The sequence below is a fragment of the Cellulosimicrobium sp. KWT-B genome (genome assembly GCF_002127155.1).
Lineage (GTDB): Bacteria > Actinomycetota > Actinomycetes > Actinomycetales > Cellulomonadaceae > Cellulosimicrobium > Cellulosimicrobium funkei.
In genome coordinates this window covers 46615-72159 of record NZ_NEDO01000001.1, presented here as the reverse complement: position 1 = coordinate 72159, position 25545 = coordinate 46615, and the positions used below count along the sequence as shown (strand labels likewise).

Annotated in this window: 26 protein-coding genes; 17 read left to right on the top strand and 9 right to left on the bottom strand. The window is 75.5% G+C overall.

Annotation, left to right across the window (positions count from 1 at the left end; genetic code table 11):
• Nucleotides 1-81: 81 nt before the first annotated feature.
• The 4 genes from B9L22_RS00340 (at nucleotide 82) to B9L22_RS00325 (ending at nucleotide 3945) form a co-directional block, all read left to right on the top strand.
• Nucleotides 82-561: a nucleoside deaminase gene (locus tag B9L22_RS00340; protein ID WP_086148851.1), complete on the top strand. Its 480-nt coding sequence runs from the start codon at nucleotides 82-84 to the stop codon at nucleotides 559-561.
• Nucleotides 562-620: 59 nt separating this feature from the next.
• Nucleotides 621-2096 carry an NCS2 family permease gene (locus B9L22_RS00335; RefSeq protein WP_085388317.1) on the top strand — a complete coding sequence of 492 codons (1476 nt, stop codon included), beginning with the start codon at nucleotides 621-623 and terminating at the stop codon, nucleotides 2094-2096.
• Between the two features lie 83 nt (nucleotides 2097-2179).
• On the top strand, nucleotides 2180-3499 hold the full coding sequence (gene glp / locus B9L22_RS00330) for a gephyrin-like molybdotransferase Glp (protein WP_086148850.1): 1320 nt from the start codon (nucleotides 2180-2182) through the stop codon (nucleotides 3497-3499).
• Nucleotides 3496-3945: a molybdenum cofactor biosynthesis protein MoaE gene (locus B9L22_RS00325; RefSeq protein ID WP_086148849.1), complete on the top strand. Its 450-nt coding sequence runs from the start codon at nucleotides 3496-3498 to the stop codon at nucleotides 3943-3945. The genes glp and B9L22_RS00325 overlap by 4 nt, the downstream gene beginning before the upstream one ends.
• A gap of 160 nt (nucleotides 3946-4105) precedes the next feature.
• Here B9L22_RS00325 and B9L22_RS00320 read toward each other — a convergent pair whose 3' ends face one another.
• Both B9L22_RS00320 and moaA read right to left on the bottom strand, forming a co-directional pair.
• Nucleotides 4106-4375: a hypothetical protein gene (locus B9L22_RS00320; RefSeq protein ID WP_086148848.1), complete on the bottom strand. Its 270-nt coding sequence runs from the start codon at nucleotides 4373-4375 to the stop codon at nucleotides 4106-4108.
• Nucleotides 4376-4473: 98 nt separating this feature from the next.
• Nucleotides 4474-5580, bottom strand: a complete 1107-nt coding sequence (gene moaA / locus B9L22_RS00315; protein ID WP_086148847.1) for a GTP 3',8-cyclase MoaA — start codon at nucleotides 5578-5580, stop codon at nucleotides 4474-4476.
• Nucleotides 5581-5836: 256 nt separating this feature from the next.
• On the opposite strand from moaA, the gene B9L22_RS00310 reads away from it, so the two are divergent.
• Genes B9L22_RS00310 through B9L22_RS00300 form a run of 3 tightly spaced genes read left to right on the top strand, consistent with a single transcriptional unit; the run spans nucleotide 5837 to nucleotide 10988 of the window.
• Nucleotides 5837-7102, top strand: coding sequence for an XdhC family protein (locus tag B9L22_RS00310; protein WP_086148846.1), 1266 nt, complete (start codon nucleotides 5837-5839; stop codon nucleotides 7100-7102).
• Nucleotides 7102-7971 (top strand): xanthine dehydrogenase family protein subunit M, encoded by an 870-nt coding sequence (locus B9L22_RS00305; RefSeq protein WP_086148845.1) that lies wholly within the window; start codon nucleotides 7102-7104, stop codon nucleotides 7969-7971. Before B9L22_RS00310 ends, B9L22_RS00305 begins: the two co-directional genes overlap by 1 nt.
• Nucleotides 7968-10988, top strand: a complete 3021-nt coding sequence (locus B9L22_RS00300; protein WP_086148844.1) for a molybdopterin-dependent oxidoreductase — start codon at nucleotides 7968-7970, stop codon at nucleotides 10986-10988. The genes B9L22_RS00305 and B9L22_RS00300 overlap by 4 nt, the downstream gene beginning before the upstream one ends.
• A 52-nt stretch (nucleotides 10989-11040) precedes the next feature.
• Here B9L22_RS00300 and B9L22_RS00295 read toward each other — a convergent pair whose 3' ends face one another.
• Nucleotides 11041-11718, bottom strand: a complete 678-nt coding sequence (locus B9L22_RS00295; protein ID WP_086148843.1) for an NTP transferase domain-containing protein — start codon at nucleotides 11716-11718, stop codon at nucleotides 11041-11043.
• Nucleotides 11719-11964: 246 nt separating this feature from the next.
• Here B9L22_RS00295 and B9L22_RS00290 point away from each other — a divergent pair, with 246 nt between their 5' ends.
• Entirely contained in the window at nucleotides 11965-13116 is a 1152-nt protein-coding gene (locus B9L22_RS00290) for an SPFH domain-containing protein (RefSeq protein ID WP_086148842.1), read from the top strand.
• Nucleotides 13117-13118: 2 nt separating this feature from the next.
• Complete coding sequence (locus B9L22_RS00285) at nucleotides 13119-14195, top strand: hypothetical protein (protein WP_086149577.1); 1077 nt, start codon at nucleotides 13119-13121, stop codon at nucleotides 14193-14195.
• Between the two features lie 5 nt (nucleotides 14196-14200).
• On the opposite strand, the gene B9L22_RS00280 is transcribed toward B9L22_RS00285, so the two are convergent.
• Nucleotides 14201-14608 (bottom strand): helix-turn-helix domain-containing protein, encoded by a 408-nt coding sequence (locus B9L22_RS00280; protein WP_031316645.1) that lies wholly within the window; start codon nucleotides 14606-14608, stop codon nucleotides 14201-14203.
• Nucleotides 14609-14751: 143 nt separating this feature from the next.
• On the opposite strand from B9L22_RS00280, the gene B9L22_RS00275 reads away from it, so the two are divergent.
• Complete coding sequence (locus tag B9L22_RS00275) at nucleotides 14752-15630, top strand: SDR family oxidoreductase (RefSeq protein WP_086148841.1); 879 nt, start codon at nucleotides 14752-14754, stop codon at nucleotides 15628-15630.
• Between the two features lie 51 nt (nucleotides 15631-15681).
• Here the strand turns inward: B9L22_RS00275 and B9L22_RS00270 are convergent, their stop codons facing one another.
• Together B9L22_RS00270 and B9L22_RS00265 are read right to left on the bottom strand one after the other, a co-directional pair.
• Nucleotides 15682-16065 (bottom strand): universal stress protein, encoded by a 384-nt coding sequence (locus tag B9L22_RS00270; RefSeq protein WP_034653722.1) that lies wholly within the window; start codon nucleotides 16063-16065, stop codon nucleotides 15682-15684.
• Nucleotides 16066-16110: 45 nt separating this feature from the next.
• Entirely contained in the window at nucleotides 16111-16968 is an 858-nt protein-coding gene (locus tag B9L22_RS00265) for an IclR family transcriptional regulator (protein ID WP_086148840.1), read from the bottom strand.
• Between the two features lie 70 nt (nucleotides 16969-17038).
• On the opposite strand from B9L22_RS00265, the gene eda reads away from it, so the two are divergent.
• From eda to B9L22_RS00235, 6 genes are all read left to right on the top strand, one after another.
• Nucleotides 17039-17698, top strand: coding sequence for a bifunctional 4-hydroxy-2-oxoglutarate aldolase/2-dehydro-3-deoxy-phosphogluconate aldolase (eda, locus tag B9L22_RS00260; protein WP_086148839.1), 660 nt, complete (start codon nucleotides 17039-17041; stop codon nucleotides 17696-17698).
• 3 nt (nucleotides 17699-17701) lie between these two features.
• Complete coding sequence (locus B9L22_RS00255) at nucleotides 17702-18823, top strand: sugar kinase (protein ID WP_086148838.1); 1122 nt, start codon at nucleotides 17702-17704, stop codon at nucleotides 18821-18823.
• 87 nt (nucleotides 18824-18910) lie between these two features.
• Nucleotides 18911-19306 (top strand): hypothetical protein, encoded by a 396-nt coding sequence (locus B9L22_RS00250; RefSeq protein WP_143031191.1) that lies wholly within the window; start codon nucleotides 18911-18913, stop codon nucleotides 19304-19306.
• A gap of 112 nt (nucleotides 19307-19418) precedes the next feature.
• The gene (locus tag B9L22_RS00245; protein ID WP_086148837.1) at nucleotides 19419-19883 is read left to right on the top strand and encodes a zf-TFIIB domain-containing protein; all 465 of its coding nucleotides are present in this window, start codon (nucleotides 19419-19421) and stop codon (nucleotides 19881-19883) included.
• A 25-nt stretch (nucleotides 19884-19908) separates the two neighbouring features.
• Nucleotides 19909-20679: an SDR family NAD(P)-dependent oxidoreductase gene (locus B9L22_RS00240; protein ID WP_086148836.1), complete on the top strand. Its 771-nt coding sequence runs from the start codon at nucleotides 19909-19911 to the stop codon at nucleotides 20677-20679.
• Nucleotides 20680-20777: 98 nt separating this feature from the next.
• On the top strand, nucleotides 20778-21755 hold the full coding sequence (locus B9L22_RS00235) for a bile acid:sodium symporter family protein (protein WP_043659025.1): 978 nt from the start codon (nucleotides 20778-20780) through the stop codon (nucleotides 21753-21755).
• 98 nt (nucleotides 21756-21853) lie between these two features.
• Here B9L22_RS00235 and B9L22_RS00230 read toward each other — a convergent pair whose 3' ends face one another.
• On the bottom strand, nucleotides 21854-22315 hold the full coding sequence (locus tag B9L22_RS00230; protein ID WP_021482841.1) for a SufE family protein: 462 nt from the start codon (nucleotides 22313-22315) through the stop codon (nucleotides 21854-21856).
• A gap of 159 nt (nucleotides 22316-22474) precedes the next feature.
• On the bottom strand, nucleotides 22475-23386 hold the full coding sequence (locus B9L22_RS00225; protein ID WP_021483735.1) for a sulfurtransferase: 912 nt from the start codon (nucleotides 23384-23386) through the stop codon (nucleotides 22475-22477).
• A 136-nt stretch (nucleotides 23387-23522) separates the two neighbouring features.
• On the opposite strand from B9L22_RS00225, the gene B9L22_RS00220 reads away from it, so the two are divergent.
• Nucleotides 23523-24053, top strand: coding sequence for a cyclopropane-fatty-acyl-phospholipid synthase family protein (locus B9L22_RS00220; protein ID WP_086148835.1), 531 nt, complete (start codon nucleotides 23523-23525; stop codon nucleotides 24051-24053).
• A gap of 7 nt (nucleotides 24054-24060) precedes the next feature.
• Here B9L22_RS00220 and B9L22_RS00215 read toward each other — a convergent pair whose 3' ends face one another.
• Nucleotides 24061-25455 carry an aspartate aminotransferase family protein gene (locus tag B9L22_RS00215; RefSeq protein ID WP_086148834.1) on the bottom strand — a complete coding sequence of 465 codons (1395 nt, stop codon included), beginning with the start codon at nucleotides 25453-25455 and terminating at the stop codon, nucleotides 24061-24063.
• Between the last annotated feature and the right edge of the window lie 90 nt (nucleotides 25456-25545).

The window sequence follows — 25545 nt, the reverse complement described above, 5'->3', positions numbered from 1 at the left end:
CGCCTCCTCCCGGCTCACCGACGAGCCCGGACGCCGGAGGCGGAGCACCCGGCGTCGCTGCCCGAACCGTGGAGACTCACCATGGACACTCTTGTCGTGGACACCGCACACCTGGACCGAGCTGTCGCCCTCGCGGTCGACAGCGTCGCGCACGCCGGAGGACCCTTCGGCGCCGTCGTCGTCACCGCCGACGGGCAGGTGTTCGAGGGCAACAACCGGGTCACGCAGGACAACGACCCGACCGCGCACGCCGAGGTCACCGCGATCCGGCGCGCGTGCGCCGCGCTCGGCACCTTCGACCTCACGGGCGCGACGCTCTACTCGAGCTGCGAGCCGTGCCCCATGTGCCTCGCGTCCGCCCTCTGGGCGCGCGTGCACGCCGTGCACTACGCCGCCGACCGGTACGACGCCGCGCGCGCCGGCTTCGACGACGCCGCCTTCTACGACTTCTTCGACGCCGACCCGGCCGACCGGGTCATGCAGGTCGTGCACGAGCGCACGGCCACCGCCACCGCGCCGTTCGAGGCCTGGCGCGCCCTCGAGTCCCGGGTCGAGTACTGACCGGCCGGGCGGCCGGTCAGTACCTCAGGAAAGGGCACAAGGACGTGACTCTCCTCGGCATGCGGCGGGAGACCGCCGGGAACGACGACGCACGCGGCACCGGACCGGCCACCGGCCGGCTCGACCGCTTCTTCAGGATCACCGAGCGCGGCTCGACCACCGGGCGCGAGCTCCGCGGCGGGCTGGTGACCTTCTTCGCGATGGCGTACATCGTCATCCTCAACCCCCTCATCCTCGGCGGGACGAGCGCCGAGAACGCGCCCGTCGACGTCGCGGGCGGGTGGCTCCAGACGGCGCAGGTCGGCGCGATGACCGGCCTCGCCGCCGGTGGTCTGACCATCCTGTTCGGGCTCGTCGCGAACCTCCCGTTCGCGCTCGCGGCCGGGCTGGGCATCAACTCGTTCCTCGCCGTCGCCGTCATCGGCGACGTCACGTGGCCCGAGGCGATGGGGCTCGTGCTCGTCAACGGCCTGCTCATCGTGCTGCTCGCCGTGACGGGCGCGCGGTCGGCGATCTTCAACGCCGTCCCGCGCCAGCTCAAGGCCGCGATCACGGTCGGCATCGGCCTGTTCATCGCGTTCATCGGGTTCGTCGACGCCGGGTTCGTCACGCGCACCCCGGGTGGGCCGCCGGTCCAGCTCGGCGACGGCGGGTCGATCACCTCGGTCCCGACGCTCGTGTTCGTCGTCGGGCTGCTCACCATGGGCGTCCTCGTGGCGCGCAAGGTCAAGGGCGGGCTGCTCATCGGGCTCGTCGCGACGACCGTCGTGGCGATCGTCGCCGAGTCCGTGCTGCACCTCGGCCCGGCGTCGGAGACGAACCCCGGCGGCTGGCACCTCACCGTGCCCGCCCTGCCGAGCTCGCTCGTCTCGGTGCCCGACCTCAGCCTGTTCGGGCAGCTCTCGTTCGGCGCGTTCGACCGGATCGGGGCGCTCGCGGCGACGATGCTCGTGTTCACGCTGTTCTTCACGAACTTCTTCGACGCGATGGGCACGATGACGGGGCTCGCCAAGCAGGGCGGCCTCGCCGACGCGGACGGCAACTTCCCGCGCATCAAGTCGGCGCTCGTCGTCGAGGGTGTGGGGGCGGTCGTGGGCGGCGCGACGTCGTCGTCGTCGAACACGGTGTTCGTCGACTCCGCGGCGGGCGTGGGCGAGGGGGCGCGGACGGGCCTCGCCTCGGTCGTCACGGGCGGGCTCTTCCTCGTCGCGATGTTCCTCACGCCGCTCACGGCGGTGGTGCCGATCGAGGTCGCGAGCGCGGTGCTCGTCGTCGTGGGCGCGATGATGATGGGCCAGATCAAGGAGATCGACCTCACCGACTTCACGGTGACGCTGCCGGTGTTCCTCACGATCGTGACGATGCCGCTCACGTACTCGATCGCGAACGGCATCGGCATCGGGTTCGTCACGTGGGTCCTGCTGCGGACCGCGTGCGGGAGGGCGCGCGACGTCCACCCGCTGCTGTGGGTGGTCGCGGCCGGGTTCGTCGTGTACTTCGTGCGCGGTCCGCTCACCGCGGCCGTGGGAGGCTGAGCCTCGACATCGACCGCACGGCCGACGGGTCGCCCGCTCCTGGGGGTGGCCCGTCGGCGTGCGGGGAGCGGGAAGGGCGAGGCATGGCAAGAACAGCACGGGTGAGCGTCGACGAGCACCGCGCGGACGTCGCGGCCCTCCTCGCACCCCTCGTGGACGCGGCCCGACGCCGCGCCCGCACCCAGGACGTCGACCTCGCCGACGCGCTGGGCCGGGTCCTCGCTGGCGACCTCGTCGCGCCCGTCGCCGTCCCGCTGTTCCGCAACGCGCAGATGGACGGGTACGCCGTCCGCGCCGCGGACGTCGCCGACGCACGGGCGGACGCGCCCGTCCGGCTGGCCGTGGTCGCCGAGATCGCGGCGGCGCCGGGCGTCCCGCCCCGGCTCGCGCCGGGCACGGCTGCCCGCATCATGACGGGCGCGCCCGTGCCCGAGGGGGCGGACGCCGTCGTGCCCGTCGAGGACACCGCGACCGGGACGTTCGCCCGCACGCCTGCGGGCCGTGCGCCGGAGGGCGTCACCGACCCGGCGGCCGGACAGGCCTCCACGACGCCGGCCGACCCGGAGCCCGTCGAGGTCCGGGTGCCGCGGGCGGCGGGCGACTTCGTGCGCGAGGCGGGCTCCGACGTCCGCCCGGGCGACGTCCTGCTGACCGACGGGACCGTCCTCGCGCCGCACCACCTCGCGGCCGCCGCGGCGTGCGGGGTCGGGCGCGTCCGGGTCGTCGCACGCCCGCGGGTCGCGGTCCTGTCGACGGGGTCGGAGCTCGTCGGCCCGGGGGAGACTCCGGGGCCCGGGCAGGTCTTCGACGCGAACGCCGACGCGCTCGGCGCCGCCGTGCGGCGCGCGGGCGGCGACGTGGTGCTCACGGCCCGGTGCGGCGACGACGCCGAGCGGTTCGCCGCCGTGCTCGCCGAGGCCGCGGCGGTCGCGGACCTCGTCGTGACGTCGGGAGGCGTGTCGCAGGGCGCGTACGAGGTGGTCAAGGACGTCCTCGGCGGCGGTGCATCGTCGGACGTGACGTTCCGCTCCGTCGCGATGCAGCCGGGCGGGCCGCAGGGGTTCGGCACCGTGGACGGGACGCCCGTGCTCACGTTCCCGGGCAACCCGGTGAGCGCGCAGGTGTCGTTCGCGATGTTCCTGCGCGAGCCGCTCGAGCGGGCCGCGGGGCTGCCCGGCGCCGGGCGCGTGCGCCCGGCGGTGCTCGCCGAGCCGCTGACGTCGCCCGCGGGCAAGCGGCAGCTCCTGCGTGGCGCGACCGGTCCCGGGGGCACGGTGCGCGTCGTCGGGGGAGCGGGCTCCCACCTCGTCGCGTCGATGGCGCGCGCGGACGTGCTCGTGGACGTCCCGGCCGACGTGACAGAGTGGGCCGCCGGGACCGAGGTGGAGGTGCGGGAGCTGTGACGCAGACGACGGACGGCGGCGCGCCGCCCACAGACCCGAGCCGTGTGACGACGGACGTCCTCGACGACGCCGTGTCGCGCGCCGTCGAGGACGCCGTCGGGGGCCCCGAGTGCGGGGCCGTCGTGACGTTCCGCGGCGTGGTCCGGGACGTCGACGGCGGCCGGGGCGTGACGCGGCTCGACTACGAGGCGCACCCCGACGCCACGGCCGTGATCCGGCGCTGCGTCGCGGACGTGGCGGCCGAGACGGGGCTGCGGGTCGCCGCGGTCCACCGGTACGGCAGCCTGGAGATCGGCGACGTCGCGCTCGTCGCGGCGGCCGCCGCGGGCCACCGCCGGGAGGCGTTCGAGGCCTGCTCGCTGCTCGTCGAGCGCATCAAGGCCGAGGTACCGATCTGGAAGCGTCAGCACTTCGACGACGGCGTCTCGGAGTGGGTCGGTCTGTAGGACGCGTCCGTGAACCGCCTGCGAGACGACGAGAGGCGAGAAGTGGCCCCCGGCCAGAGCCGGGGAGGGGCCACTTCTCGCCTCTCGTGAGTTCCTTCTGATCCGCCGGGCGACGACGATGTCGGGCGGAGACCCGGCCGTGCGGGCCGGGAGGGTCGGGTCAGCGCTCGGCGGGGCGGTTGTCGAGCAGCATGCCGATGCCGAGGCCGACGGCGGTGCCGAGGACGAGGCCGAACCAGCTGAGCACGACGACCCCGACGACGGCGCCGACGGCCGCGCCCAGGACGCTCTTGGTGCCGGCCTTCCAGGCGGCGGACCGCTCGTCGGTGCGGTAGATCGGGAGCGCGGACGCGCTGTTGTCCGGGGTCGAGGACGCGCCGGAGATCGAGGAGGAGGGGCGGTTGGTGGGTGCAGGAGAGATCGTCGTCACGACATCCATGGTAGGAAGAGACGGCCGCTCTGACCTGGGCTGATGCCCTGAGGTGACCGGCTTCACCCTATGATCTGCGCCACCGCCGGGCGCCCGCCTCAGCCGCCGATCGCGCCCATGCTGCGGGTCGTCGCCGCGAAGGCGTCGGCGGCGAGCGTCGGGGCGTCGCTGCCGTGCGCGAGCGGCTTGCGCCACATCGCGCCCTGCCACGCGCGGGCGAGGGCGTCGTCGCGCTCGTCCTCGTCGAGCTCCGCCGAGCGCAGGATCGCGCGCAGGTCGGTCTCGTCGTCGCCGAACAGGCACGAGCGCACGGTGCCCTCGGCGGTGAGCCGGGTGCGGTCGCACGCGCCGCAGAACGAGCGCGTGACGGAGGCGATGACGCCGACCGTCTGCGGCCCGCCGTCCACGAGCCACTCCTCGGCGGGTGCCGACGGGTCGTCGCGCCCGACCTCGTGCAGGTCGAAGCGGGTGCCGAGCACGGCCAGGAGGTCCGTCGCCGACACGAGGTCGTCGCGCGTCCAGCGCCCGTCGGCGTCGAGCGGCATCTGCTCGATGAACCGCAGGTGGCAGCCGTGCTCGACGGCCCACGCGAGGAGGTCGGCCGCGCCCGCCAGCGTCTCGGGCATGAGGACGGCGTTGAGCTTCACCGGGGCGAGGCCGGCGTCGAGCGCGGCGCGGATCCCGGCGAGCACGTCGGGGAGGCGGTCGCGCCGGGTGAGGCGCGCGAAGTGCGCGCGGTCGACCGAGTCGAGGGAGATGTTCACGCGGTCGAGCCCGGCGTCGACGAGCCCGCGGACGCGCTTGTCGAGGCCGATCGCGTTGGTCGTCAGCGAGAGGGACACGCCCGGCGCGGCGGCGCGCGCGGCGCGCAGGATGTCGGCGAGGTCGTTCCGCAGGAGCGGCTCGCCGCCGGTGAACCGGACGTCGGTGATGCCGAGCCGCTCCACCGCGACCCGTACGACCCGGCCGATCTCGTCGGGCGTGAGCAGGTCCTCGCGGGGGATCGCGGGCAGCCCTTCGGCGGGCATGCAGTACGTGCACCGCAGCGAGCACTTCTCGGTGATGGAGATGCGCAGGTCGCGTGCCACGCGGCCGTACCGGTCGACGAGCGCGTCGGTCGCCGGGCGGGCCGGGTCCAGGTCGTCCGGAGCGCCGGAGGGCACAGTGGACCGCACCCTGGGCATCCCGAGCGAGACGGCGGTCATGGGCCGATCGTAGTCGTCCGTCCCGCCGGGACGGTGACCTGCGCCTCACCGCGTGCTAGCGTGGAGTCCGTCGCGTGGAACTGTAATTCCATCAGACGGAACTTCTCTCCGTGATTCGGAGGGGGTCCACAGCGGATTCAAGCCCTGTGTTTCGGGCGCGTCACAGCGGACGCGGGCCAGGACACGCAGGGGACTCACCGCAAGGGTTCACTGGAAGGACGCCGGTACGCCGGCACCCTGCGGAAGCGAGGCCACGATGCTCCACATCGTCGACCGGCTCGCCCCCTGGCTCGGTCCGGGGCAGCCGCCCTTCGCCGTGGCGACGGTGGTCGCCGCGTCGGGGTCCGTGCCGCGCCCGGTCGGCACCGCGATGGCGGTCCGCGCCGACGGCGCCGTGCTCGGCAGCCTGTCCGGCGGGTGCGTCGAGGGCGCCGTCCACGCCGCGGCGCTCGACGCGATCGCGTCCGGCACGAGCCACCGCGAGACGTTCGGGTACAGCGACGACGACGCGTTCGCCGTCGGGCTGAGCTGCGGCGGGACGCTCGACGTCCACGTCCAGCCCGTGCTCCCGGACGACGACGCGACGCGCGCCCTGCACGCGCTCGCGGCGCGAGCCGAGCCCGCCCCGCCCGTTGCGCTCGTCCGCCGCATCGACGGCGGCGCGCGCACGGCCGTCGTCGTGGACGACCCGGGCGCCACCGACGAGGCAGCGGTCGCCCGGGCGCTGCGCGGCCTCGTCGGGCCCGACAGCCTGGCCGCCGCCGCGGCGCAGGTCGTGGCGGTGCTGCGCGCGGGCGGCACGGCGACCGTGCACGCGGCGCACGGCGGCCCGGGCACGTCGCCGTCGGCGGGGCGGGCCGCCGCACCGGCCCCGGCAGGAGCAGCCGTCGGCGACGCGTGCGACGCGGCCGAACCCGTCACGCTGCTCGTCGAGACGCGGCTGCCCGCGCCGCGCTTCCTCGTGTGCGGGGCGAACGACTTCGCGGGCGCGCTCGTGCGGCACGTCCGGCTCCTCGGCTACCGCGTGACGCTCGTCGACGCGCGCGAGGTGTTCGCCGACCCGCGCCGCTTCCCCGAGGCGGAGGTCGTCGTCGAGTGGCCCGACCGCTACCTCGCCGCCGAGGCCGCCGCGGGCCGGCTCGACGCACGGACCGCCGTCGCCGTCCTCACGCACGACGCGAAGTTCGACGTGCCGCTCCTGCGGCTCGCGCTGGACCTCCCGCTCGCGTACGTCGGCGCGATGGGCTCGCGCCGCTCGCACGCCCAGCGCGTCGCCGCGCTGCGCGCCGAGGGCATGGGCGAGGCCGCTCTCGCGCGCCTGCGGTCGCCCATCGGGCTCGACCTCGGCGCCGTCACGCCCGAGGAGGTCGCCGTCTCCATCACCGCGGAGCTCGTCGCCGCCCGGCACGGGCGCTCCGCCGTCGTCCCGCTCAGCAGCAGCTCGGGCCCGCTCCACGCGGAGCCCGCAGCACGACCGGACGGTGCACCGACGCACCGCCCCCACCCCGAGGAGGCCCCCTGATGGACCTGGGTACCGTCACCGACCTCGTCCCGACCGCCGACCCCGCCGACTGGCGCGAGGGCGACGCGTGGCTCGCGGGCGGGACCGTCCTGTTCTCCTACGGCAGCGAGACGCTCCGGCGCCTGCTCGACCTGACGAGCGCGGGGTGGCCCGCGCTCACCGTCACCGACGAGGGCCTCGAGATCGCCGCGACGTGCACCGTCGCCGAGCTGTGGGCGTTCGAGGAGAGCGCGCAGGCCGCGCCCGTGCGCGACCGGTGGCGCGCGCTGGACCTCGTGCGGCCGTGCTGCGACAGCTTCGTCGCGTCGTTCAAGATCTGGAACACGTCGACCGTCGGGGGCAACGTCTGCACGTCCCTGCCGGCCGGGCCGATGATCTCGCTCACCGCGGCGCTCGACGGCGTCGCGGAGGTCTGGGGGCCGGGCGGCACCCGGCGGGAGCAGCCCGTCGTCGACCTCGTCACGGGCGAGCTGCGCAACACGCTCGCGCCCGGGGAGCTCCTGCGCGCGATCCGTCTGCCGGACCACGCGCTGCGCTCGCGCACGGCGTTCCGCCGCCTGTCGCTGTCGAACCTCGGGCGCTCCGGCGTGCTGCTCGTGGGCCGGGTCGACCCGCCCGACGCCGGGGGCGCCTTCGTCCTCACGGTCACCGCCTCGACGCGCCGGCCCGTGCAGCTCCGCTTCGCGGCGGACGCGCTGCCCACCGCCGCCGAACTCGTCGCCACGCTCGACGCCGCGATCCCCGCCGACCTCTACCACGACGACATCCACGGGCTGCCCGAGTGGCGCCGGGACATGACCTACCGCCTCGGCGAGCAGATCCGCGCGGAGCTCGTCGACGGCACGACCTCGGACGGAGGCCTCCGATGACGACGACGCCCGCCCCGCACCCGGTCCCGCCGGTGACGATCGACGGCCGCACCGCTCGCACCGAGCCCCGCGCGGGCCAGTGCCTGCGCACCTACCTGCGCGAGCAGGGCGCGCTCGGCGTGAAGAAGGGGTGCGACGGCGGCGACTGCGGCGCGTGCACCGTGCACGTCGACGGCGTCCCGGTGCACTCGTGCGTCTACCCCGCGCGGCGCGCGGCGGGCCACGAGGTGACGACGATCCAGGGGCTCGCGGCGACGTCGTGCCCGGGCGGTGCCGCCGGGGACGAGCCGGCGGGCGCGTGCGACCACGACCCCCACGGCCCGCAGGACGCGCTGCACCCGGTGCAGCAGCAGTTCCTCGACGCGCAGGGCTTCCAGTGCGGGTTCTGCACCGCCGGGATGATCATGACCGCCGCGACGTTCGACGACGCGCAGCGCGAGAACCTGCCGCGCAACCTCAAGGGCAACCTGTGCCGCTGCACGGGGTACCGCGCGATCGAGGACGCGGTCCTGGGGCGCGGCGACACGACCGGGACCGCGCCGGGCACGGGCGAGCGTGCGCCGTCGGGCGGCGACCGGGCCTCTACCTCGCCGGACCGGGCCTCTACCTCGCCGGACCACGGCTCTACCTCGCCGGACCAGGGCTCTACCTCGGCGGAGCAGGGCTCTGGCGAGGCGGGCCGGGCGTTCGGGCGCGACGTGCCCGCGCCCGCGGGCCGGGGGGTCGTCACCGGGGCGGTGCGGTACACGCTCGACGTGGACCCGGCCGACTACCCGGGCCTGCTCCACCTCAAGCTCGTGCGGTCGCCGCACGCGCACGCGCGCGTCGTCGCGATCGACACGACGGACGCGCTCGCGGTGCCCGGCGTGCACGCCGTGCTCACGCACGAGGACGCGCCCGCGACGCGGTTCTCGACCGCGCAGCACGAGCTGTTCACCGACGACCCCGACGACACGCGGATCCTCGACGACGTCGTGCGGCACGTCGGCCAGCGGGTCGCGGCCGTCGTCGCCGAGACCGTCGCCGCCGCCGAGGAGGGGGTGCGCCGGGTCCGCGTCGAGTACGCGCCGCTGCCCGCCGTCGTCGACCCGGAGGAGGCCATGGCCCCGGGGGCGCCGCTCGTGCACCCCGAGCTCGACGCCGCCGCCGCGCGCGTCTCGCGGCCGGAGGCGAACGTCGTCGCCGAGGTGCACAGCGAGCTCGGCGACGTCGAGCGCGGGCTCGCGGAGGCCGACGTCGTGCACGAGGCCACGTACCGCACGCACCGCGTGCAGCACGCCGCGCTCGAGACGCACTGCGCCGTCGCGTCCCTCGACGACGACGGGCGGCTCGTCGTGCGGTCGTCCACGCAGGTCCCGTTCCTCGCGCGCCGCCACCTGGCGCGCGTCCTCGACCTCGACCCGGAGCGCGTGCGCGTGCACTGCGAGCGCGTGGGCGGCGGGTTCGGCGGCAAGCAGGAGGTGCTCACGGAGGACGTCGTCGCGCTCGCGACGCTGCGGCTCGGCCGGCCCGTGCAGCTCGAGCTCACGCGCCGCGAGCAGTTCGTCGGTACGACGACGCGCCACCCGTTCCGCATCCGCGTGCGCGCGGGCGCGCGGCGCGACGGCACCCTCACCGCGCTGCACCTCGACGTCCTCAGCAACACCGGGGCGTACGGGAACCACGGCCCGGGCGTCATGTTCCACGGGTGCGGCGAGTCCCTCGCCGTCTACCGGTGCGACAACAAGAAGGTCGACGCCCACTGCGTCTACACGAACACGGTGCCCGCGGGCGCGTTCCGCGGGTACGGGCTGTCGCAGATGATCTTCGCGGTCGAGTCCGCGGTCGACGAGCTCGCGCGGCAGCTCGGGATGGACCCGGTCGAGCTGCGGCGCCGCAGCGTCGTGCGCGACGGCGACCCCATGCTCTCCACGCACCCGACGCCCGAGGAGGACGTGCTCTACGGCAGCTACGGGCTCGACCAGTGCCTCGACCTGGCCGCCGACGCGCTCGCGCGCGGCCGGGCGCGTGACGTCGCCGCGTACGGCGCGGGCGCCGGGTCGGGGCCGGACGCGCTCCCGGACCTCGGCCCGGAGTGGGGCGTCGGGGAGGGGACGGCGCTGTCCATGATCGACACCGTCCCGCCCCGGGGGCACTACTCCCACGCGCGCGTGCGGCTGCGGCCGGACGGGGTCGTGGAGGCCGAGGTCGGGACGGCCGAGTTCGGCAACGGCACGACGACCGTCCACGCGCAGCTCGTCGCGAGCGCGCTCGGGCAGGACGCCGCCGACGTCGTCGTGCGGCAGTCCGACACCGACCTCGTCGAGCACGACACCGGGGCGTTCGGGTCCACCGGCACGGTCGTCGCGGGCAAGGCGTCGCTCGCCGCCGCGCAGGACCTCGCCGAGGCGGTGCTCAAGGTCGCGGCCGGGGTCGCGGGCGCCGCGCCCGGCGACTGCCGGCTCGTGCCCGGCGGCGCCGACTGCGCCGGGACGGTGCTGCCGCTGGCCGACGTCGCGCGCGCCGCCGACGACGCCGGGATCGCGCTCGTCGCCGAGGGCCGCTGGGGCGGCACCCCGCGCTCGGTCGCGTTCAACGTCCACGGCTTCCGCGTCGCGGTGCACCGCGGGACGGGGGAGATCCGCATCCTCCAGTCCGTCCAGGCCGCCGACGCCGGGGAGGTCGTCAACCCGCGCCAGTGCCGCGGCCAGGTCGAGGGCGGCATCGCGCAGGCCCTCGGCGCGGCGCTCTACGAGAACGTGGTGGTCGACGAGACGGGCCGCGTGACGACGGACATCTTCCGCCAGTACCACCTGCCCACGTTCGCGGACACCCCGCGCAGCGAGGTGTACTTCGCGCGGACGTCGGACACCGTGGGCCCGATGGGCGCGAAGTCGATGAGCGAGAGCCCGTTCAACCCCGTCGCGCCCGCGCTCGCCAACGCGATCCGCGCCGCGACGGGCGTGCGGTTCACCGAGCTCCCGCTCGCGCGCGACCGCGTCTATCTGGGCATCAAGGCCGCCACCTCCGCCCGCTGAGCGCGGGAAGCAGTCCCGTCCGACGCCGGTCGGCGCGACTGTTCTCCCGCACTCAGCGGGGGGCGGGACCGTCCAGGAGGTCGAGGTCGGCCGCGGTGTCGAGGTCGCGGCCGTCGCCGAGGTGGTCGACGACGTCGACCAGGTCGGCGTGGGCGCGCAGGAAGTCGCGTGCTCCGTGGTCGCCGCGGGCGCTCGCGGCGGCGGGCGCCGCGAGCGCGGCGTCGAGGACGAGCGGGTGCGCCCACCGAGGGCGGCCCGTCCCCGCAGCGTCCTCCGCCGCGTTCTCCGCGGCGCCCCCGGCGAGCCACCGCGACGCGGTCACGCGCCCGGGGCGGTGCGCGGTGAGGAGGCGCGCGACGTCGTCGGGCCCGACGCCGGGCTGGTCCACGTGCGCGACGACGACCCGGGCGGGGCCGAGACCGAGAGCGGCGGCGACGCCGACCCGCAGGGACGACGCCATCCCGGTGGCCCAGTCGGGGTTGTCGACGACGCGCACCCCGGGCCCGTCGAGCGACGACCCGGCCCGCACGCGCGCGGCCTCGGCGCCGAGCACCACGACGACGGCGTCGCACCCGCCCGCGAGCAGGGTCGCCGTCGCGTGCTCGACGAGCGTGCCGCCGCGGTGGGGGAGCAGCGCCTTGGGCCCGCGCCCGAGGCGCGTCCCGGCCCCGGCCGCGAGGAGGACGGCGACGGTGGGCGTCGCGGGCGCGGTCGTCGGCGGGGTCGGCACCCGGCCAGGATAGGTGCCGCCGAGCCCGGGGCCGCTCCTCGGGCGGCCTCGTCCGTGGGGAGCCACCGCGCTCCGTCGGGCTGTGCGCGACCGCGCGGCGACCAGTCGGTTTTACCAACCCTTGGCGGTTTCATCGGCAGGCTGGGATGCCGCTATGCTCGGCGCGCCGGGGGCGACCGCGGCGGGCCGCGCGCCCGTCGACCAGGTTGCCCGCGGCCGTCCCGCACGACGAGCGAAGGAGTCCGGATGAGCTTCATGGAGAAGCTGCGCGGCCAGCTGATCGACATCGTCGAGTTCCTCGACGAGAGCCGGGACACGATCGTCTGGCGCTTCCCGCGCCAGGGCAACGAGATCAAGAACCAGGCGAAGCTCGTCGTGCGGGAAGGGCAGAGCGCCGTCTTCGTCAGCGAGGGCCGGCTCGCCGACGTGTTCGGGCCGGGCACGTACACGCTCGAGACCAAGAACCTGCCGATCCTGTCGACGCTGCAGGGCTGGAAGCACGGGTTCAGCTCGCCGTTCAAGGCGGAGGTCTACTTCGTCACGACGCGCCAGCTCACCGACCTCACGTGGGGCACGCAGAACCCGGTGATCCTGCGCGACCCGGAGCTCGGCGCGGTCCGGCTGCGCGCGTTCGGCACGTACGCCCTGCAGGTCGTCGACCCGGCGGCGCTCCTGCGCCAGCTCGTGGGCACCGACCCGCAGTTCCGCACCGACGAGATCGGCGACTACTTCCGCCGCCTCGTGGTCGGCCAGCTCGGGCCGGCGCTCGCGGAGGCCGGCGTCGCGGCGGTCGACCTCGCCGCGAACCAGGGCCAGATCGCCACGCGCCTCGCGGGTCAGCTCTCGGAGGACCTGTCGGAGTACGGCATCGCCGTCCGGCGCTTCGTCCTCGAGAACGTCTCCTTCCCGCCCGAGGTCGAGGCGGCGCTCGACAAGCGCACCCAGATGGCGGTCGTCGGGAACCTCGACCAGTACACGAGGTTCCAGGCGGCGAACGCGATCGAGACCGCGGCGGGGAACCCCGGCGGGGCGGGCGACGGCCTGGGCCTCGGTGCGGGCATGGGCCTCGGGGGCGCCATGGGGCAGCAGCTCGCGCAGTCCCTCGGGACGCCGTCGGCCCCGCAGGCCCCGGCGGCGCCCGCCGGCCCGCCGCCGCTGCCCGCCGCGGAGTCACCCTGGTACTGGGCCGTGGACGGCGCGCAGGCAGGTCCCGGCACGACGGCGGACCTCGCGGGCCACGTCCGGTCCGGGGCCCTGACGCGCGGGTCGCTCGTCTGGCAGCAGGGCATGGACGCGTGGACGCCCGCCGGGCAGGTCCCGGCGCTCGCGGCGCTGTTCGCCGCGACCCCGCCGCCGCTGCCCCCGACGGGCACCTCCGGCGACCCGGTGGCGGGCTGACGGTGAGCGACATCCCGGGCGAGCTGGTCCGCACGCGCTGCGACGCGTGCGGGTCGCAGCTCGCGTACGCGCCGGGCACGCAGCACCTGCGCTGCGTCGCGTGCGGGGGCACGGTCGACATCGTGCACGCCGTGGGCGACGCCGTCGACGAGCACTCGTTCGACGCGTGGGCCGCGGCCCAGGGCGGCGTGCGCGCCGGTCTGCTCGACGCGCGCTCGCTCGTGTGCGACGGCTGCGGCGCGACGACGCAGGGCACGGACCTGTCCGTCGCGTGCCGCTTCTGCGGGGGCCACCTCGTCGTCGCGGCGGAGGCCGACGGGCTCGTGCAGCCGGAGGCGGTCGTGCCGTTTGGCGTCGAGCAGGCGCAGGCGCGCGAGGCGTTCCGGCGGTGGGTGCGCTCGCGCTGGTTCGCGCCGGGCGAGCTGAAGAAGGTGGGCGACACCGAGTCGCTGCACGGCTCGTACGTGCCGCACTGGACGTTCGACGCGCGCACGTCGTCCGCGTACACGGGCCAGCGCGGCGACGCGTACTACGTCACCGTGAAGCAGGGGGACCAGGAGCGCCAGGAGCGGCGCGTGAGCTGGACGTACGTCGCGGGGCACGTCGAGCGCGACTTCGACGACGTGCTCGTGCCCGCGTCGTCCCAGGTCGCCGAGCGCGACCTCGCCCGGCTCGGGCCGTGGCCGCTCGCGCAGGCCGTGCCCTTCCGCGCCGAGTACCTCGCGGGGTTCGCGGCGGCTCGCTACGAGGTCGAGCCGCCCGTCGGGCTCGAGCGGGCGCAGCAGCAGATGGCGCCCGTGATCCGGCGGGACGTCGAGCGCGACATCGGCGGCGACGAGCAGCGGGTGGCGTCGGTCCGCACCGCGTACGCCGACGTGATGTTCAAGCTCGTGCTCCTGCCGCTGTGGGTCGCGACGTACGTCTACGCGGGCAGGCAGTGGCAGGTGATGGTCAACGCGAACACGGGACAGGTGGTCGGGCGGCGCCCCTACAGCGTCGGCAAGATCGTGCTCGCGGTCGTCTCGGGCCTGCTCGTGGTCGCCGCGCTCGTCTGGTGGTACCTGCGCTCGCAGACGTGAGCCGGTCAGTCCCGGCGCGCGTCGTACGCGCGCTGGGACGCCGACACCTCGTCGACCGCGCCCTCGAGGACGTCGATGAGCCCCGAGAGGCTGTCCGCGACGCGGCGCCCGAGGTCGGTGAGGGAGTACTCGACGTGGGGCGGGATGCTCGCCCGCACCTCGCGCACGACGATGCCGTCGCGCTCGAGGGACTGGAGGGTCTGCGCGAGCATCTTCTCGCTGACCCCGTCGATGCGGCGGCGGAGCGCGTTGAAGCGCACCGCGCCGTCGCGCAGGCCCGCGACCGTGAGCACGCCCCAGCGTCCGGTCACGGCCTCGAGCACGTGGCGCGAGGTGCAGCCGCGCTGGAAGACGTCGGCCACCATCGCGTCGGTGGGTCCGGTGTCCTCCGCGGGGCGGGCGTCGGTCGTCATCGCCCCAGGATACGGCGCGCTCGCGCGGAGAGTGCTGTGAGATAGAACGCACTCTCTACTGGTTTGCACTTACGAAAAGTAAGCGCATGCTGGTGGTCGTGCGGCCGACCGGCCGCGCACCCCGCACTTGAAGGAGCCCGCGCATGTCCATCGCCGTCACCGGAGCCAGCGGCCACCTCGGCCGCCTCGTCGTCGAGTCCCTCCTCGCCCGCGGGGCCGACGCGTCCCAGGTCGTCGCGCTCGCGCGCACGACCGCCAAGGTCGCGGACCTCGCCGACCGCGGCGTCGAGGTCCGCGAGGCCGACTACGCACGGCCCGAGACGCTCGGCCCGGCGCTCGCCGGGGTGGACGTCCTCGTGCTCGTCTCCGGCTCCGAGGTGGGGCAGCGCGTCGAGCAGCACCGCAACGTCGTCGACGCCGCGCGGGCCGCCGGGGTCGCGCGCGTCGTCTACACGAGCGCCCCGCACGCGACGACGTCCGCGCTCGTGCTCGCGCCCGAGCACAAGGCGACCGAGGAGCTCCTCGCCGCCTCGGGCCTCGCCACGACGGTCCTGCGCAACAACTGGTACACCGAGAACTACGTCGGCGACGTGCTCGGCGCGCGCGAGTCCGGCGAGATCGTCGCGAGCGTGGGCGACGGCCGCGTCGCGAGCGCGAGCCGCGCGGACTTCGCCGAGGCGGCGGCCGTCGTCGCGCTCGCCGCGCACGAGGACGCGTCCGCGCACGCGGGCGCCGTGTACGAGCTGAGCGGCGACGTCGCGTGGACGTACGGCGACCTGGCCGCCGCGGCCGCCGAGGTGCTCGGGCGCCCCGTCGTCTACCGGCGCGTGTCGCCCGACGAGCACCGCGCGCTCCTGCTCGGCGCCGGCCTGGACGAGGGGACGGCGGGGTTCGTCGTCGCGCTGGACGGCAACATCCGCGACGGCCTCCTCGCCGAGGTCACCGAGGACCTGCGCCGGCTCCTGGGCCGCCCGACGACGCCGCTCGTCGACGGGCTGCGGGCCGCCGTCGCGCAGGGCTGAGCCGGGCAGCGCGGCCGTCCGGGCGACCGGGCGGCCGCGCGACGGTGTCCGTCAGTGGGACGCCTTGACGACGAGCACGGGGACGGGCGAGTCCAGCAGGACGCGCTGCGTCGTGCTGCCGAGCAGGAACTTGCCGACGGGAGAACGCTTGCGCGCCCCCACGACGACGAGGTCGGGGGTCGTGCGCTCGGCCTCGTCGATGATCGCCTCGGCCGGGTCGCGGTGCTCGGGGCGGTACGACACCTCGGGGCGCGCGACCTGGGCGGGGAGCGTGTCGAGCAGGTGCGCGAGGCTGGCGGGCACGCCCGCGTCGGCGTCCTGCGGCGTGAGCACGAGGACCGCGAGCGCGGTCGAGCGGTGGACCGCCTCGGCGACGGCCGCCCGGAATGCGGTCTCGCCCTGCGGGGAGTCGTTGTACGCCACGAGGACGGTCATCGCGCGGGCCCTTCCGTCATTCCGTCGTGCTGCGGTTGAACTCTCTCACAGCGCGGCGTCCGTCGCCGGTCGGCGGGTCGCCCCGTCGCCGGAGCCGCGGAGCACGGCGTCGGGCACCGCCAGGGTCGGGGGCAGCAGGGGCGGCACGACCTCCCGCAGGACCGCCTCGATCTCCTGCCATCGTCGCGGGCCGAGCCGCTCGGCGGGCGCCGTGACGCTCACGGCGGCGACCGGCTGCCCGGCGCGCAGGACCGGGACGGCGACGCAGCTGATGCCCGGCTCGTTCTCCTCCGTCTCCGTGGCGAACCCCGTCGCGCGCGTGGCCTCGCACGTCGCCCGCAGCGCGGCGGGCGTGACGGGGTGGTCCTCGGGCGCGGCGGCGGCGTACCAGGCGAGCGCGCCGTCGTCGAGGGCCCGCTGGGAGAGCAGCGCGCGCCCGAGCGCGGTGGTCGCCGCCGGGCGGCGGCGCCCGACGGCCGACCAGACGCGGACGGCGCGCGCCGGCTCGACCTTGTCGAGGTAGACGATCTCGGTCCCGGCGAGGGCGCCGAGGTGCACGAGCTCGTCGGTCGCCCGGCACACCGCGGCGAGCACCGGGTGCAGGAGCGCGGGGAGGTTCTCCTCGCCGAGGTAGACCGTCGCGAGCGCCGTCGCCGCGGGGCCGAGGCGGTAGTCGCCGGTCGTCGCGTCCTGCTCGGCGTACCCGCGGAACCGCAGGGCCGCGAGCGTGCGGTGCAGCGACGCCTTGTGCAGCCCGAGCGAGCGCGCGAGGTCCCCGAGCGCGACGCCGTCGGGGCCGGCCGCGGCGAGCGCCTCGAGCGCGACGAGGGCCTTGTCGACGCTGCCGAGCGGGCTCTCGGCCGACCCCGGGGTGCCCGACGGCGCACGGCCGGCTTCCGCCATGGTGACTCCTTCGCCTAGAGTGCGTTCCGTAGTGAACAACAGGTGTTCACCATAGCGAAACGGAGCCTGGATGTCACCCCTGGGACCCCTGGAGGGGATCGCCCGTGCCCGCGTCGTGCCGGTCGTCGTGGTCGACGACGCGGCGCAGGGCGTCCTCGTCGCGAGCGCGCTGCGCGACGGCGGCCTGCCCGTCGCCGAGGTCACGTTCCGGACCGCCGGGGCGCGCGCGGCGATCGAGGCGATCGCGCGCGAGGTGCCCGACGTGCTGGTCGGGGCGGGCACCGTCGTCACGGCCGCCCAGGTCGACGAGGCCGTCGACGCCGGGGCGCGGTTCCTCGTCTCGCCCGGCCTCTCCGCAGCGGTCGTGCGTCGCGCCCAGGAGCTCGGCGTGCCCGTCGTCCCGGGCGTCGCGACGCCGTCGGACGTCATCGCCGCGCTCGACCTCGGCCTCGACGTCGTCAAGCTGTTCCCCGCGAACGTCGTCGGCGGGCCGGCCGCGGTCAAGGCGTTCTCCGCGCCGTTCCCCGGCCTGCGGTTCGTGCCGACCGGCGGCGTGGGCGCCGCCAACCTGCTCGACTACCTCGCCCTGCCCGCCGTGCTCGCCGCCGGCGGCTCCTGGATGGTCGACGCCGCGCTCGTGCGCGCGGGCGACACCGCCGAGATCGCCCGCCGCACGCGCGAGGCCGTCGCGCTCGCCGCGACCGCCCCCCACCCCGCCGAAGGAGCCTGACCCATGACCGACACGACCACCGCCCGCGCCCCGCTCGCCGTCCGCCCCGCGGCCGACTGCGCCTACGACGTCGTCGCGCTCGGCGAGGTCATGCTGCGCCTCGACCCGGGGGAGCGCCGCATCAAGACGGCCCGCCGCTTCGACGTGTGGGAGGGTGGCGGCGAGTACAACGTCGCGCGCGGCCTGCGCCGCGCGTTCGGCCTGCGCGGCGCGATCGTCACCGCGCTCGCGGACAACGAGGTCGGGCGCCTCGTCGAGGACCTCATGCTCACGGGCGGCCTCGACACGCGCTGGGTCCGGTGGCGCGAGGACGACGGCATCGGCCGCACGGTGCGCAACGGGCTCAACTTCACCGAGCGCGGCTTCGGGGTGCGCGGCGCGGTCGGCGTCTCCGACCGCGGCAACACCGCGATCGCCCAGCTCCGGCCCGACGACGTCGACTGGGACGCCGTGTTCGGCAGCGGCGTCCGGTGGTTCCACACCGGGGGGATCTTCGCCGCGCTGTCGGAGTCGTCCGCCGACGTCGCGGAGGCGGCGATGGCCGCCGCCCGCCGTCACGGCACGGTCGTCTCCTACGACCTCAACTACCGCCCCTCGCTGTGGAAGGGCATCGGCGGCGTCGAGCGCGCGCAGGAGGTGAACCGCCGCCTGGCGCGGTACGTCGACGTGATGATCGGCAACGAGGAGGACTTCACCGCGTCGCTCGGGTTCGAGGTCGAGGGCGTCGACGAGAACCTCACCGACCTCGACACGTCCGCGTTCCGCGCGATGATCACGCGCGCGGCCGAGGAGTACCCCAACTTCCAGGTCGTCGCGACGACGCTGCGCGGGGTGCGGACCGCGACGGTCAACGACTGGGGTGCGATCGCGTGGTCGCGCGTGCAGGGCTTCGCGGAGGCGACGCACCGCCCCGGTCTGGAGATCCTCGACCGCGTGGGCGGCGGCGACTCGTTCGCGTCGGGCCTCGCGTACGGGCTCATGGAGCTCGGCTCGATCCAGGAGGCCGTCGAGTACGGCGCGGCGCACGGGGCGCTCGCGATGACGACCCCCGGCGACACGTCGACGGCGTCTCTCTCCGAGGTCCGCAAGCTCGCGTCGGGCGGCAGCGCGCGCGTGCAGCGCTGAACCGTCGACCTCCCGTCTCCCGCCGTGCCGGGCCGCACGTCCAGGGTTAGTGTGGGCGCGCTGTCGGCGGGAGGCGGGAGGTACGGCGTGGCTGGTGGGGCCTTCGTGCCCGGGCTGCCCCGCCGCGGCGCCGAGGAACCGCCGGACCTGGGCCGAGCCCTGGAGCACGCGCGCATCCTCCGCGCGGCGGGAGACCCGGCCGGTGCCGCCCAGGTCCTGGACCGGGCCTTCGCCGCCGAGGGCGTGCGGACCCGCACCGTCGCCGAGCGCGTCCGGTTTCGCGCCCTGGTGCTCCGTGCCGACCTCGCGCTCGCCCTGCACGACGACGCGGCCGCCGCACGCTTCCTCGAGGGCGTGGAGTGGTTCCGCGCCGGGGCCGACTTCCTCCCGCGCGTGGCCGACGCGCTCGCCGCCCTCGACGACGAGGTGCACCTCGCCGACGAGCTGCGCGACCGCCTCGCGAGCGAGCGCCGCACGGGCTGAGCCGCACCGGCAGCCTGCCAGGCCGGGAACCGCTCGCGCGGGAGCCGCGTTGGACTGCGCAGTACCGGTGCGGGCGCCGACCGCGCCCGGCCCATCTCGCGAGGAGGCAGACATGCTGTGCCCCACCGACCAGACCGTGCTCGTCATGACCGAGCGCAAGGGCGTGGAGATCGACTACTGCCCCACGTGCCGCGGCGTGTGGCTCGACCGCGGCGAGCTCGACAAGATCATCGACCGCTCGGTGGAGAGCGAGATCGCCGCCGAGGCCGCGGGCCCGGCCGCCGCCGCGCCGCCCGCCCCTGCCGCGCCCGCCCCGACGTCGTACCCGCCGGCCGCCGCCGCGGACTACGGCAGCCCCGCCCCGCGCTCCGGGGAGCGGTACGGCGACCGCCGCGACGACGACCGCGACCGCTACCGCGACGACCGCTACCGCGACGACCGCTACGACGAGCGCTCCCGCGACGACCGGTACCGCGACGACCGGGACCGCCGGTACGACGGCCGCGACGGCTACGACCCCCGCTACCGCAAGCGCAAGAAGAAGGAGTCCTGGCTCGAGGACCTCTTCGACTTCTGACGCGCCCCGTGGTCGACTGTCTCGCGTGACCGTCCTCGACTCGTTCTCGCTCGTCGGCCGTACGGCCCTGCTCACCGGTGGCAGCCGCGGCATCGGGCGCGCCGTCGCCCGCGCGCTCGGCGAGGCGGGGGCCCGCGTCGCGGTCACGGCGACCACCGCGGCGGCGGCCGACGAGGCCGCCGCCGCGCTCCGGGACGCCGGCACCGACGCCCGCGGCTACGTGCTCGACGTCACCGACTGCGAGCAGGTGGACGACGTCGTCGCGCGCGCCGCCGCCGACCTCGGCACGGTCGACCTGCTCGTCAACAACGCGGGCGTGTCGATCGGCGGCGCGGCCCTCGAGATCGGCGACGACGTGTGGCACCGCACGCTCGCCACCAACCTCGACGGCGTCTGGTACTGCTCGCGCGCCGTCGCCCGGGAGCTCGTCGCGCAGGGCCGGCCGGGGACGATCGTCAACGTCGGCTCCATGTCCGCGTCGATCGTCAACCGGCCCCGCTGGCAGCCCGCGTACCTCGCGTCCAAGGCGGCGGTGCACCAGCTCACCAAGGGCCTCGCCGCCGAGTGGGCGCCGCACGGCATCCGCGTGAACGCGGTGGCGCCCGGGTACGTGCGCACCGAGGCGTCGCCGGTGGACCGGCCGGAGTACCGCGACGACTGCGTCGCGCCCGCCGCGATGCAGCGCTGGGCGGAGCCGGAGGAGATCGGGCCGCCCGTCGTCTTCCTCGCGAGCGCGGCGTCGAGCTTCATGACGGGCGCCGTCGTCACGGTCGACGGCGGCTACACGCTGTTCTGACCGGACGGGGGGCCCGGTCCGGCGCTCCGGGCCGGGGCGGCGGGCGCCTGCCGGGCGGGTGCCGTCCCGGGTCGTGCGCCGGGCTAGGCTCGGTCCCCGTGCGTGCAGTCCTGAGCAGGTGGGTCGACCCCTTCGTCGTGACGCTGCTCGTGGTGCTCGTGCTCGGTCTCGTCGTGCCCGTGGGGCCGGGCGCGCAGCGCGTGGTCGACGCCGCGGCGGACGTCGCGGTCACCGTCCTCTTCCTCGTCTACGGCATGCGCCTGTCCACGCGAGAGGTCTGGGCCGGGCTGCGCAACTGGCGCCTGCAGGGCGGGATCCTCGCCGCGACGTACGTCGTCTTCCCGGTGCTCGGGCTCGTGACGGCGTGGGCGATCGAGCCGCTCGTCGGGGCGCCGCTCGCGGCCGGCATGCTCTACCTGTCCCTGCTGCCGTCGACCGTGCAGTCGTCCGTGGCGTTCACGTCCGTCGCGCGCGGCAACGTCGCCGGGGCGATCTGCGGCGCGACGGTGTCGAACGTCGCGGGCATGGTGATCACCCCGCTGCTCGTGCTGTGGCTCATGACGGGGACGGGCGGGGGAGCCGACGGGCCCACGGGCGGGCTCGGCGGCCTGCGCACCGTGCTGCTCCAGCTCCTGCTGCCGTTCGTCGTCGGGCAGCTCCTCCAGCCCTGGGCGGGGGACTGGGTCCGGGCGCGGCGCTGGCTGACGCTCGGCGTCGACCGCGGCACGATCCTCGTCGTGGTGTTCGGCGCGGTCGCGGCGGCGTCGTCGGCGGGCGTGTGGTCGAGCGTGTCCGGGTGGTCGATCGTCGCGCTGCTCGTCGTGAGCGCGATCGTCCTCGCCGTGATGCTCGCGGCCACGTGGTGGGGCGGCGCGGCGCTGGGGCTCTCGACCGAGGACCGGGTCGCGCTGCTCATGTGCGGGTCGAAGAAGTCGCTCGCGACGGGCCTGCCCATGGCGAGCGTGCTGTTCCCCGTCGCGGTCGCCGGCGTCGTGGCGGTGCCGGTGATCGTCTTCCACCAGCTCCAGCTCGTCGTCTGCGCCGTCCTGGCGCGACGCCTGGCCCTCCGAGACTGACGCCCCTGACCCGACCGACGCCGACCATGCGGAGGTGTCCCGTCGTGGCGGCCGGGCGGGCGACGACCGCATGTTCGGCGGCTCCGGGTGGCCTTCCGTCAGCCGCGGGCCGCTACCTGCTCGCGGACCTGGCGCTTGGCGCGCGTGAGCATGCCGTTCATGCCGCCGATGCGCAGCGGGCTCACCGCGCGCGTCAGGCCGATCGACATCGGGAAGTCGTCGGGCACGTCGAGCACCTCCTGCACCGTCAGGCCCGAGAGGCCCTGCGCGAGGATCGACGCGAAGCCGCGCGTCGTCGGGGCCTCGGCCGGGGCGGTCGCGTAGAAGTGCACGACGCCCGCGTCGTCGACCTCCGCGAAGGCCCGCACCGGCGACTGGCACTCCTCGATCCGCTCCAGCAGACCGGGCGCGCTCGCGTAGCGCTCGGGGAGGTCGGGCAGCTCGTTCGCGAACTCGAGCAGCAGCTGGAGGCGCTCGCGCTCCGGCATCGCGAGGAAGTCCTCACGGATCTCCGCGAGCGTCGCGGGCAGGTCGGGCGAAGCGTCGGAGGGGGAGCTCATGGAGGCGATCCTCGCATCGGGGCCGGGGCGGCGGGACGGCAGTCCCACCGTGCGGAACGCTCCGCGGACGCGTCGTATGCCCGCGGCACGCCGACGGCGCGCGGGCCGTCGTGGAGGACGGGCCGCGCGCCGTCGGGCACGCTCGCGCGGGGACGCGGGTCAGTTGAGCGACGCCGGGGCCTCGCCGGGCTCCTCGCCCTTGACGATCGGCACGCGCACGGCGTTGCCCCACTCGGTCCACGAGCCGTCGTAGTTGCGGACCTTGTCGAAGCCGAGCAGGTACGTGAGCGCGAACCACGTGTGGCTCGACCGCTCGCCGATGCGGCAGTACGTGACGACCTCGTCGTCCGTCGCGAGGCCGAGGCCGCCCTCCTGGTAGATCGCCTCGAGCTGCTCGCGCGACTTGTAGGTGCCGTCCTCCGCGACCGCCGTCGCCCACGGCACGTTGCGCGCCGTCGGGATGTGGCCGCCGCGCAGCACGCCCTCCTCCGGGTAGTCCGGGATGTGCAGGCGCTCGCCCGTGTACTCCTGCGGGGAGCGGATGTCGACGAGCGGCCCGTTGCCGATGTGGGCGAGGACGTCCTCCTTGAACGCGCGGATCGTCACGTCGTCGCGCTCGACGACCGGGTACTCGACCGCGACCGGCTCGGGGACGTCCGTCGTGACCTCGCGGCCCTCGGCGATCCACTTGCCGCGGCCGCCGTCGAGCAGGCGCACGTCCTCGTGGCCGAACAGCGTGAAGACCCACGCCGCGTAGGCCGCCCACCAGTTGTTCTTGTCGCCGTAGACGACGATCGTCGTGTCGCGCGCGATGCCCTTGCTGCCGAGGAGCTGGGCGAAGCCCTTGCCGTCGATGTAGTCGCGCGTGTCGGGGTCGTTGAGGTCGGTGTGCCAGTCGATCTTCACCGCGCCGGGGATGTGCCCGGTCTCGTAGAGCAGCACGTCCTCGTCGGACTCGACGACGACGACGCCCGGCTCGCCCAGGTGCTCGGCGAGCCAGTCGGTGCTCACGAGGCGGTCGGGGTGGGCGTACTGCGTGATCTTCTCGCTGGTGTCGAGCGGTGCGGGCATGGTGTCCTCCGGGCGCGTGGTGGGCGTTCGCTCGTCAGGCTAGGTCGGCCGTCCGCATCACGGAAGGCGGACGACGCATGCTGAGACGGTGTAAACGCACGCTGCGGACGCTCGCTCCGGGAGCCACACTGGAGGCGTGACCGCGACCGTCCCGGAGCGCGTGCGGCGCGCCGTCGAGCTGCTCGACCTCCGCGGCGACGAGGCTGTGCTCGAGATCGGACCCGGCCCGGGGGCCGCCGCCGAGCTCGTGCTCGCCACCCACCCCGGCGTGCGGTACGTCGCGCTCGACCGGTCCGCCACGGCGGTCGCCCGCACGACGGCGCGCAACCGGGTCGCTGTCGACAACGGCCGCCTCGTCGTGCGGCGCGGGGAGCTCGCGGCGACCGGCGGTCCGGACGTCCCCGGCGGCCCGTTCGACATCGCGTTCGCGGTGGACGTCAACGTCTTCTGGACGCGCGTGGCCCACGCCGAGGCGAGCGCCCTCGCCGCGCTGCTCGTACCGGGCGGAGCGCTCTGGCTCGTCCATCAGACGCCCGACGGCGCCGACGACCGGGTCCTCGACGGCGTGCGCGCGTCGCTCGACGTCCGCGAGCTGGGCCCGGTGACGGTCGTGCGCGACGGGGTGCTCGCCGTCGGCACGCGACGGGTGGCCGACCCGCCCAGGTGACCTGCGGTCAGCCCAGGAGCTCGCGCGCCGCGTCGCCGAGCGCCTGGTCGAGCAGCTCGAGACCGAGATCGAGCTCGTCCTCGCTCACCGTCAGCGGCGGGGCGATGCGGAACACGCCACCCATGCCGCGGAGCTGCACGACGTTCATGTGGAGCCCGAGCTCGAGCGCCCGTCGGGTGACGAGCGCGCCGAGGGCGTCGGCGCCCTCCTTCGTCTCGCGGTCGAGCACGAGCTCGATGCCCTGGAGCAGCCCGCGTCCGCGGACGTCGCCGATCGTCGCGTGGCGGTCCTGGAGGTCGAGCAGCCCGGCGCGCAGCCGGTCGCCGAGCACCCGGACGCGCGCGTCCATCCGCTCGGCCTGGAGCACGTCGAGCACGGTGGTGCCGACCGCCGCGACGAGCGGGTCGGAGACGTGCGTCGTGAAGAAGAGGAAGCCGCGCTCGTGCGCGCGGGCCTCGATCTCGGCGCTCGTGACGACGGCGGCGAGCGGGAGCCCGGCGCCGAGGGTCTTGGAGAGGGTGAGGATGTCCGGCACCACGGGCTCCTCGCCGTCGCGCCGCTCGAACGCGTACCAGGAACCGGTGCGGCACAGCGCCGTCTGCGCCTCGTCGAGGATCAGGAGCATCCCGCGCTCGTGGCACTTGTCGCGCAGCGCCGCGAGGTAGCCCGGTGGGAGCTCGACGATCCCGCCCGAGCTGAGGATCGGCTCGACGAGGCACGCCGCGAGGCTGCCCGTCGACTGCACGTCGACGAGGTCGAACGCGAGGTCGAGCTGGCGGCGCCAGTCGTGCGTGCCGTCGGGCGCGACGTGGTCGGGCCGGTACGCGTTGGGGACGGGGATGACGAGGTTGCCGGGCGCCGTCGGGCCGTAGCCGCGGCGGCCCGCGCTGTACGTCGCGGCGGCCGCCGCGTGCGTCATGCCGTGCCACGACCCGGCGAGCGAGACGACCTCGTGCCGTCCCGTGACGAGCTTCGCCATCCGGATCGCGGCCTCGTTCGACTCGGCACCGGTGGTCAGCAGGAGCACCTTCTCGAGCGGGTCGGGCAGCGTGTCCGCGAGCCGGCGCGCGAGATCGACGACCGGACGCGACAGCATCCCGGAGAACAGGTGGTCGAGCGTCCCGACCTGGCGGCGCACCGTCTCGACGATCGCGGGGTGGCTGTGCCCGAGGATCGCGCTCATCTGCCCGGACGTGAAGTCGAGGACCCGGCGCCCGTCCGCCGTCGTGACGAAGCTGCCCGCCGCGCTCTCGACGATCTCGGGCGTGAACGGCCCGCCGTACCGCACGAGGTGGCGGTCGGCGTCGGCCCAGAACCGCGCGGCATCGTCCGCGGCGGCCCGGCCCCCACCGGGGGACGGGGCGGACGGCGGTGCGGGCGCGGGGGAGGGCGGGAACGTCATGCTCGGAGCGTAGGGACGCGCCGCTGTGCGCGTACAGCGCGACTCTGCGTACAGTCTGTGCGGAGAAGCCGCACAGAAAGGAGTGCGCAC